The sequence below is a fragment of the Candidatus Neomicrothrix sp. genome (genome assembly GCF_035329545.1).
GTDB classification, from domain to species: domain Bacteria; phylum Actinomycetota; class Acidimicrobiia; order Acidimicrobiales; family Microtrichaceae; genus Microthrix; species Microthrix subdominans.
In genome coordinates, this window is the sequence record NZ_DAOLGP010000014.1 from 74,233 (window position 1) to 83,485 (window position 9,253).

The window sequence follows — 9,253 nt, forward strand, 5'->3', positions numbered from 1 at the left end:
CCCGATGCGTATCGGCCTCGTCTGTCCCTACAGCCTCAGCGTGCCCGGTGGGGTCCAGGGGCAGGTGCTCGGCCTGGCCAAGGCCCTGCGCCGTCGAGGCCACGAGGTTCGCGTGCTGGCGCCCTGCGACGGCCCGCCGCCCGAACCGGGGGTCACTCCGCTGGGCGCCTCCATCCCCTTCGCCACCAACGGGTCGGTCGCCCCGCTCGCCCCAGACCCCTCGGCGCAGCTACGGACGATGCGGGCCCTGTGGGACGAGGACTTCGACGTGCTGCACCTGCACGAACCGCTCGTCCCCGGCGTCACCAACACCGCCCTGGTCGTCAAGCCGTGCCCGATGGTCGGTACGTTCCACGCCTCGGGCGATTTCTCGGCCTACTCCTCCTGGCTCAAGCCGCTGGGATCGTGGGGGGTGCGGCGCCTCGACGTGCGGGTGGCGGTCTCCGACGACGCCCGCAGCACCGCCGGTGTGTGGTTCACCGATGACGACATGTTGGTGCTCTACAACGCCGTCGACACCGAGGCGTTTCGCCAGGTGGTGCCCACGCCGAGCGACGGGCCCTCGATCTTCTTCATCGGACGCCACGAGACCCGCAAGGGCCTGGCCGTCCTGCTCGAGGCGATGAAGCAGTTGCCCGCCGACGTCACCCTGTGGGTGGCGGGCACCGGCCCGCTCACCGAGGAGCTCCAGGCGGCCAATGCCGGCGACGAGCGGATCGAGTGGCTGGGCCGGATCAGCGACGCCGAGCGGGATGCCCGCCTGGCCGGGGCGAGCGTGTTCTGTGCGCCTGCCCTCGGCGGCGAGAGCTTCGGCGTGGTGCTTCTCGAGGGGATGGCGGCCGGCACCCCGGTGGTCGCCTCCAACATCCCCGGCTACAACAACGTGGCCACCCACGACCGCAACGCCCTGCTCGCCGAGCCCGAGGATCCCACGGCGTTGGCCGAGGCGCTCACCGCTGTGCTGACCGACGACGCGCTGGCCGCCCGGCTGACCGAGGCGGGCCACCAGCGGGCCAACGCCTACTCGATGGACCGCCTGGCCGCCGCCTACGAGCAGCTGTACCGGGATGCGATGGCCCGGACCCCGGCGGCCGAGCCGGTGCGCTCCGGCGCTTGAGCCGCATCCCGCGTTGGTTGGCCCCGGCGGCGCTGGCCCCGGCGGCCGCACTCGATGCGGCCTGGGCGCTCGGCATCAACGGCCCACCGGCCCACGTGATCGCCCAGACGTTGGCGCTGCCGGCGCACGCCGCAGCCCTGGCGGCCTTGCCGGCTGCCGCTCTCGCCCCCGGCCGCAGGGCACGCCAGCTCAACGCGGCCGCCGCCCTCGCACTGCTCGGCACCGGCGTCGGCCTGCTGGCTGGGGACTGGGGCGGAGGGCCCCGACCGGGAGACGCCACCCTCACCGTGTACTCCGCCAACCTGGAGTTCGAGCGGAGCGACGTCTCGGCCAACATCGAGGAGATGCTGGCCGCCGGCTGCGACGTCGCCGTGTTTCAGGAGGTCACCCCGGACTATCTCCGGCAGCTGCGCGCCGGGCTCGAGGGCTGCTACACCGAGGTGGTGTCGACCTCCCGCGACGATGCGCTGGGGGCAGCGATGTTCGCCCGGGTGGAGGTGCGCAACGCCACGATCGAGTCGGCCGCCGGGTCGCCCACGCCCTCAGCCGACGTGGTCGCCGGCGACGGCACGGTGGTGCGCGTACTGGGGGTGCACACCACCCCGCCGATCCACGGGGTGGGCCCGTGGACCGCCCAACACGACCGGCTGGCGGCGATGGCCAGGGAGGCCGATCGCGTGGTGGTGGCCGGTGACTTCAACGCCAGCGGTCGGCACCAGCCGATGCGCCAGTTGGTGGCCGGCGGGCACCTGCGCGACGCCCACCGGGAGGTGGGGCAGGGGTTGGGGCTCACCTGGCCCGCCCGGCTGCCGATTGCCCGTCTCGACCGGGTCCTGTTCCGGGGCCTCGAACCGCTGTCGCTCAGCGTGGGATGTGCAGCCGGTTCGGACCACCGGCCGGTCACCGCAAGGTTCTCGACCGCCGGGCGTAGGGTGTCGGCCGTCGTCGAGAAGGTACGGGAGCGAGCGTGACCAACACGGTAGGTATGGGTGACCCGGGTGCAACGGGCCGCTTTGGCGAGTTTGGTGGGCGCTACGTGCCCGAAACCCTCATCCCGGCATGTGAGGAGCTCGAGGTGGCGTTCCGCGACGCCTGGGTGGACCCGGCCTTTCGTTCCGAGCTCGACGGACTGCTCGCCGATTACGCCGGGCGTCCCAGCCCGCTGACCGAAGCCCACCGGCTGTCCGAGGAGCTCGGCTGCCGGGTGCTGCTCAAACGGGAGGACCTCAACCACACCGGCTCGCACAAGATCAACAACGTTCTCGGCCAGGCGCTGCTCGCCCGCCGCATGGGCAAGTCCAAGCTGGTGGCCGAGACCGGTGCCGGCCAGCACGGCGTGGCCACCGCCACCGCTGCGGCGCTGCTCGGCATGGAGTGCATCGTCTACATGGGCGAGGTCGACATGGCCCGCCAGGAGCTCAACGTCTTTCGCATGCGCCTACTCGGGGCCGAGGTTCGCTCGGCGATGAGCGGCAGTCGCACCCTGAAGGATGCGGTCAACGAAGCGATGCGCTCCTGGGTGGCCACCGTCGAGACCACCCACTACTGCCTGGGCTCGGTGATGGGACCCCATCCGTATCCGTGGATGGTGCGGGAGTTTCATCGGGTGATCGGCGACGAGGCCTACGCCCAGGTCCACAAGTTGACCGGCGCCGACCCCGACGTCGTCGTCGCCTGCGTGGGTGGTGGATCGAACGCAGCCGGAATCTTCTCCGGGTTCGTCGATACCGAGGCCGAGCTGGTCGGCGCCGAGCCCGCCGGCGGGGCGGCGATCGGCGGCGGGGCGGTCGGCGTCGTGCACGGCATGGCCTCGTACCTCAAGCAGGACGATGTCGGTCAGGTGATGGAGGCCCACTCGATTTCGGCCGGGCTCGACTACCCGGGGGTGGGCCCCGAGCACAGCTTCCTCGCCGCCGAGGGCCGGGCCCGCTACGAGCCCGTGACCGACGCCGAGGTGATCGAGGCCTTCGTGCTGCTCAGCCGGACCGAGGGCATCATCCCGGCCCTCGAGCCGGCCCACGCCCTCGCCTGGGTGGCCAAGGCCAAGGACGAGCTCGCCGGCAAGACCGTGCTCATCAACCTGTCGGGACGCGGCGATAAGGACGTCGCCCAGATGATGGAGGTGCTGGGATGAGCGCCGCCCAGCCGTCACACGTCCCGGGCCCGCTGGAATCGGCGCTGCGCCGCCGTCGCGACGCCGGGGGCAAGTCCCTCGTGCCCTACATCACCGGTGGGTTGGGGGAGTGGATCCCCACGATCGAGGCGGTCGCCCAGGCCGGCGCCGATGCCATCGAGATCGGCATTCCCTTCTCCGATCCGGTGATGGACGGCCCCACCATCCAGGCGGCCTCCGACCTGGCCTTGCACCAGGGGGCCCTTCCCCACGAGGTGATCGAGGCCGCCGGTGCTGCCGATGTCGGCATCCCCTTGGCCGTCATGACCTACTACAACCTGGTGTTCCGCCCGGGCGTCACCCGCTTCGCCGGAGAACTGGCCCGGGCCGGCATCGTCGGGGCCATCCTGCCCGATCTGCCTCTCGACGAGGCCGGCCCGTGGATCGATGCGGCCGACACTTCTGGGGTGGAGACCGTGCTGTTGGCGGCGCCAACCACCCCCGACGAACGCCTCGACCGCATCGCCCAGCGGTCGCGGGGCTTCCTGTATGCCGTCGGGCTGCTCGGCGTCACCGGCGAGCGGGCCACCCTGGCCGATTCGGCCAAGGAGATCGCCCGGCGCGCCAAGGACATCACCGACCTGCCCGTGCTGGTCGGGGTCGGCGTCTCCAGCCCCCAGCAGGCGGTCGAGGTGTGCGAGGTGGCCGACGGCGCAGTCGTCGGGTCAGCGTTCATGCGCAAGATCCTCGACGGTGCCTCCCCCGATCAGGTGGCCGACCATGTGGGGGAGTTCCGAGACGCGCTCGACCGGGGGATGTGACAGTAGGACCCTTGCAGCCGCCGCTTGAAGCCCGCTCAAATCGCAGATTCGTTGTGCCCCTAGGTGTCTGCGCTCATTCCTGGTAGAGTTACACCGTTGTCATTCACATCCGGCTTCACCGAATTCCGGGCTCCGGCCTGGTTTCGAGGTTGCAGAACGTGACGGGCGGCGCAATAGGGTCACAACGACCCCGAACCAAGTCGGTTCGTACATGATCCAAGCGGACGAACCGCTGAGGAGGCACACATGAACAAGAGTGAACTGGTCTCGACCATCGCCCGTCGCACCGAGATGTCCGAGAAGGACGTCAACGCAGTGCTGGGTGAGTTCATCACCGTCGTCGGCGAGGTCGTCGCGAAGGGCAAGGACAAGCTGACCATCCCCGGCTTCATCTCCTTCGAGCAGACCGAGCGCAAGGCCCGCATGGGTCGCAACCCGCAGACCGGCGAGCAGATCCAGGTTCCGGCCACCAAGGCCGTCAAGATCTCCGCTGGCTCCAAGCTGAAGAAGATCGCCAAGGGCGAAGAGACCCCGTAGTTGGCTGGGGCCGATTGGCCCCGAACAACTGGTGCTACCTGCGATGGGAGCGTCCTCGGGCGCTCCCATCGTCGCGACCGGCGGCAACCCTCGGTGCTCAGTCTCCGAACGGTGCAGTGTCGGGGTTGAACTCGCTCAGGTTCCGTCGGAACGCAATCTCCCGCGCCAGCATGACGCCCAAGATGATGATGACGAGAACCTTCAGTAGGCGACTCACGCTGTGGATCGTATCGGACGAACTACCGATCCGGGCCCTGAACTGCGGCAATGGTGAGCGAACGCGTCGACGGGTTACCATCGACGCTCCACCCAAAGCCCGGGTGGCGGAATGGCAGACGCGGGGGATTCAAAATCCCCTGTCCGAAAGGGCGTGTGGGTTCAAGTCCCACCCCGGGCACTCAAGGATCGATCGGCTCGCTTGGCGGGGCGCCGGCGACCTACTCCAACTGGCTTCCGTCAGGTCGTGTGGTGTGCCACCCGCCGGTCGGATCTCGCTGGATCGTGAAGCCCTTCTGCTTCCAGCGGTTGTGTTTTCCGCACAACGGCGCTGCGTTGGCCGGTTGTGTTGTTCCGCCTCGGCCGTGTTCGTGGAGGTGGTCGATCTCACAACGGCTGGCGGGTGCGTGGCAGCCAGGCCAGATGCAGTGGGTGTGGCCGGCGGTGGCGGCCACACGGGCCGATCCAGTGAACCGTCGGGCCCGCCCGAGGTCGATCACCACCCCGGCTGCGTCGACGATCATCCTGCGGACCTTGTGGAGCAGGCTGTTGGCCGCTGCTTCGGTCGGGTCGACGTCGTGGCCGTCTTCGGTGCGACACATGAACGTCTCCGGATCGAACCGTGGCGGCCGGTCAGCGTCCATCGCCGACAGCATCTCCTCGTAGGCGGCCGCCGACCAGTGGATGTTGTGCACCCACCCGGGCGCAATGGCCGATCCATCGGCGGCGGCTGCATCTCGGAACACCCGCACCAACGCGTCAGCGCGGCGTTGGGCATCGGTCCGCTGCAGATCGTGCTTGGTGATTCCGTCGCCGAACAGGCCGTCCGGGCCCAGCCGGGCTTTGGCTTCGGCCCAATCAGCCTCAAATTCGGCGTCGACGTAACGGTCGAGGATCTCTCGGAGCTCCGCACCCTGTGCGGACGCGAAGAACCCGGTCAGCTCCCACGACAGATCCCACGGGTTCTGCACCAACCGGGCATCCCGCTTCTTGTGGTTACGTTCGTTGGCCGGTTCGGGGCCGTCCTCGTCGATCAGGCGTGCCCAGCGATGCACCTTGTGCGCAAACGTCTTGGCACCCATCGTCTGGGCGTCGCGCAGGAACTCGTCGTCACGGGCTCTCATCGCCGCCGCCACCCGAGGGTTGGCATCCACCCGACCCAGCGCGCGGACCGCGCAGGTGGATACCTCACCTGCCTTCCATGCTGTGGTCACCTTCGGCATATCGCGAGCAAGCCGGGCGGTCTTGGCCCGGGCCGTCGCCTCAGCGTTGGTGAGGTGGGCGACATGGCGCACCATGATCTTGGCCGACCCGTGCCCGTCGGCCGTGTGCAACACCCTGCGCTGGATCGACTCAACCAACTCAGAACGGGCAGCATCCACCCGACGCCCAAGCCGTTCCAGCTCGTCGATCCAGACGACCGCATCCTGAGAATCGTCGGGTTCCACCCCGGCGGCGAACAACTCATCGATCGACGATTCGGCGTGGGCCAAGGCAAGCGCCGCAGCCGGATTGCCCACCTCCACCCGCCCAAGATCGCGCTCCGGACCCACTCCCTCCGGACCGCTCCCGGTCGGCTCGAAATCGGTGATCGAAGCCATGGGTCCAGTCTGATCAACGGGTGTGACAACGAAGCCAGCCGCTGGAGAAGATTTCCGAGAATTCTCGGCGATCCTGATGCGGTGAGCGACGCCTCAGACCGGCATCAGGTCGGCCGTATCTGCCGTGCCTTCGGGTGCCCCATCCATCAGGACGCCGGCTGGGTGTCGGCTGGTGGGGGAGAGCGGCAGCGCTGCTATGCTGACCCGCTTGCACCGGGCGAAAACCGGGGTCACGTCGGAGTGGCGGAATTGGCAGACGCGCTAGGTTGAGGGCCTAGTGCCCGTTAAGGGCGTGGGGGTTCAAGTCCCCCCTCCGACACAACTCAACCCCGAGTCCTTGAGCCCGACTTCGGAGAATCCCACGTTGAGCGCTGGCGCTCCGTGCAGGGTCACCGAGAGCCGGTCTGCGTGGACTGTGACGTCTTGGAGCAGCTTCGTCGAGCAGCGTCCTGCGCTCTGCCTCGTGGGCGTGATCCCACAGGCCCGCGGTGCGGGCGGTGCTGGTTGTAGTCGAGCAGGAGAGCGCGAAGCTGGCGTTCGTTCCAGATGAAGGTGCGGTCGAGCAGTTCGTGACGCAGCGTGCGCACCCATCGTTCGGCGAACGCGTTCGCTTGGGGTGCTCGCGGGCGTTGTAGCTAGACCGGCTCAGCGTCGACCCAGTCAAAGGTGCGGGTCACGGCCTTCTTCCATTGGGCGAGCTCCCGCTCCCGGGTGGCCTCGTCCATCTGGGGCAGCCAGCGCTTGTCCTCGACCCACTTGGCCCGCAGCACCTCGGTACTCGGCCAGAACCCGACGGCGAGCCCTGCTGCATACGCGGCACCGATCGCCGTGGTCTCGGTCAGCGACGGCCTGATGATGGGGATGCCGAGGATGTCGGCCTGGAACTGCATGAGCAGCTCGTTCTTGACCATGCCGCCGCCGACGCGCAGCTCGTGGAGGGTCACGCCGGAGTCGGCCTCCATCGCATCGACCATCTCGCGGCCCTGGAACGCCGTGGCCTCAAGCGTGGCGCGGGCGATGTGGCCTCCCTCCACGAAGCGGGTCAGCCCGACGATCACGCCACGGGCGTCATCACGCCAATACGGGGCGAATAGTCCCGAGAACGCCGGGACGAAATAGCAGCCACCGTTGTCGTCCACACTGCGGGCCAGCTCTTCCACCTCCGCCGCCGAGTCGATGAGGCGGAGGTTGTCGCGAAGCCACTGGACGAGCGCCCCGGCGATGGCGATCGACCCCTCGAGGGCGTACACGGCGGGGGCGTCACCGAGCTTGTAGCCGACCGTAGTGACCAACCCGTGATCCGAGCGCACCGGCTCGGTGCCCGTGTTGAGCAGGAGGAAGTTGCCGGTCCCGTAGGTGTTCTTGGCGTCGCCGGCGTCGAAGCAGCTCTGGCCGAACAGCCCGGCCTGCTGATCGCCGAGGTCACCGGCCACCGGCACCCCGGCCACGGAAGCGAGGCGGGCTTCGCCGTAGACCTCGCTCGACGAGCGGATCTCCGGCAGCATCGACGCGGGAATGCCCAGCGCCGCCACGATGTCGGGCGCCCAGTCCAGGGTGGCCAGGTCCATCAGGAGCGTCCGGCTGGCATTGGTGACGTCGGTGATGTGCAGTCCACCGTCGACGCCGCCGGTGAGGTTCCAGATGATCCAGGTGTCGATCGTCCCGAACAGGAGCTCGCCGGCTTCGGCGCGCGCTCGTGCGCCGGGTATGTTGTCGAGGATCCAGACGACCTTCGGTCCCGAGAAGTACGTCGCGAGCGGGAGCCCCGTGGAGGCCCGGAATCGGTCACGACCCGCGTCGGCGGACAGGTCGCGGCAGATCTGATCGGTGCGGGTGTCCTGCCAGACGATGGCGTTGCCCACCGGTTCGCCGGTGAACCGGTCCCACACGACCGTGGTCTCGCGCTGGTTCGTCACGCCGATGGCCACCAGATCTGCCGCGGTCAGCCCGGTGGTAGCGAGGGCGTCAGCGATGACCGCCTCGGTCCGGGCCCAGATCTCCTGCGGCCGGTGCTCGACCCAACCCGGCTGAGGGTAGACCTGCTCGTGCTCCTGCTGCGCCATGCCCACGGATTGCCCGTCGGCGTCGAAGATCACGAAGCGCGTGCTGGTGGTGCCCTGGTCGATGGCGGCCACATACCGAGACATCTGTGCTCCTCATATGGTTCGTCACAGGATCTGCACCCCGCGTAGGACGTTCATTCTTCTTCGAGGACGACTTCACCGACGGTCCTGGCGTGGGGGGTCTCTGCCGTTCCCCGGGCGGCCAGGACGTTGTGGATCGCCAGGTCGTACACGAGTGCACCGAAGATGGCACCAACGATGGGGCCCAGTATCGGGACCCACCAGTAGGCGCCGAGGTTCGCCGAGGTCCCCGGTAGGGCGGCATCACCCCATCTGGCGACCCACGCGAAGAACCGGGGGCCGAGATCCCGGGCCGGGTTGATGGCGTAGCCGGTGCCGGCACCGAACGAGGAGCCGATGGCGAAGACGGCGAAGCCGATGACGAGCGGGCCGAGGTTGGCTCGTGGCGGGGTGTTCATGAGATCGCTCACCGCGAAGATGAACACGACGAGGAAGGCGGTGGCCACGGCTTCGGTCAGAAACGGACCCCAGTAGCTCGTGTAGTAGTCGGCCGGCGCGGTGACGAAGATGCCTATGCTCGCACCCCCGTGACGCACGATCCCACTGGAGCGTTCGAAGGCCTCGATGGCCTCGAAGAACAGGGCGTACACGAGGGCGGCGCCGACGAAGGCGCCGAGCAACTGCGCCGCTATGTAGCCGGGCACCTTCGACCAGGCAAAGCCCCGACGTAGCGCGAACGACAACGTGACCGCCGGGTTGAGGTG

The 9,253-nt window shown here is 68.6% G+C and carries 8 protein-coding genes, 2 tRNA genes and 1 pseudogene; 7 read left to right on the top strand and 4 right to left on the bottom strand.

Annotation, left to right across the window (positions count from 1 at the left end; translation table 11 throughout):
- The first annotated feature begins 4 nt into the window (after positions 1-4).
- From PKD89_RS09940 to PKD89_RS09965, 6 genes are all read left to right on the top strand, one after another.
- Positions 5-1,117 (top strand): glycosyltransferase family 4 protein, encoded by a 1,113-nt coding sequence (locus tag PKD89_RS09940; RefSeq protein ID WP_289011048.1) that lies wholly within the window; start codon positions 5-7, stop codon positions 1,115-1,117.
- Complete coding sequence (locus PKD89_RS09945; RefSeq protein WP_287379161.1) at positions 1,114-2,088, top strand: endonuclease/exonuclease/phosphatase family protein; 975 nt, start codon at positions 1,114-1,116, stop codon at positions 2,086-2,088. Before PKD89_RS09940 ends, PKD89_RS09945 begins: the two co-directional genes overlap by 4 nt.
- Before the next feature lie 14 nt (positions 2,089-2,102).
- The gene (trpB, locus tag PKD89_RS09950; RefSeq protein WP_349257339.1) at positions 2,103-3,251 is read left to right on the top strand and encodes a tryptophan synthase subunit beta; all 1,149 of its coding nucleotides are present in this window, start codon (positions 2,103-2,105) and stop codon (positions 3,249-3,251) included.
- Entirely contained in the window at positions 3,248-4,051 is an 804-nt protein-coding gene (trpA, locus tag PKD89_RS09955) for a tryptophan synthase subunit alpha (protein ID WP_289011049.1), read from the top strand. Before trpB ends, trpA begins: the two co-directional genes overlap by 4 nt.
- A gap of 246 nt (positions 4,052-4,297) precedes the next feature.
- The gene (locus tag PKD89_RS09960) at positions 4,298-4,588 is read left to right on the top strand and encodes an HU family DNA-binding protein (RefSeq protein WP_287379158.1); all 291 of its coding nucleotides are present in this window, start codon (positions 4,298-4,300) and stop codon (positions 4,586-4,588) included.
- Positions 4,589-4,902: 314 nt separating this feature from the next.
- Positions 4,903-4,985: transfer RNA gene (locus PKD89_RS09965), tRNA-Leu, on the top strand.
- A gap of 40 nt (positions 4,986-5,025) precedes the next feature.
- Here PKD89_RS09965 and PKD89_RS09970 read toward each other — a convergent pair.
- Positions 5,026-6,405, bottom strand: coding sequence for an HNH endonuclease signature motif containing protein (locus tag PKD89_RS09970; RefSeq protein ID WP_289011050.1), 1,380 nt, complete (start codon positions 6,403-6,405; stop codon positions 5,026-5,028).
- Positions 6,406-6,639: 234 nt separating this feature from the next.
- Between PKD89_RS09970 and PKD89_RS09975 the strand changes: the two genes are divergently transcribed.
- Positions 6,640-6,724, top strand: a tRNA-Leu gene (locus PKD89_RS09975).
- A gap of 70 nt (positions 6,725-6,794) precedes the next feature.
- Here PKD89_RS09975 and PKD89_RS09980 read toward each other — a convergent pair.
- The 3 genes and pseudogenes from PKD89_RS09980 to PKD89_RS09990 all read right to left on the bottom strand — a co-directional run.
- Positions 6,795-7,022 (bottom strand): annotated as a pseudogene (locus tag PKD89_RS09980) (integrase core domain-containing protein); the annotation flags it as partial.
- Between the two features lie 18 nt (positions 7,023-7,040).
- The gene (glpK, locus tag PKD89_RS09985) at positions 7,041-8,552 is read right to left on the bottom strand and encodes a glycerol kinase GlpK (protein WP_289011051.1); all 1,512 of its coding nucleotides are present in this window, start codon (positions 8,550-8,552) and stop codon (positions 7,041-7,043) included.
- A gap of 50 nt (positions 8,553-8,602) precedes the next feature.
- On the bottom strand, positions 8,603-9,253 hold a 651-nt coding region (locus PKD89_RS09990; RefSeq protein WP_324332417.1), incomplete at its 5' end, for an MIP/aquaporin family protein.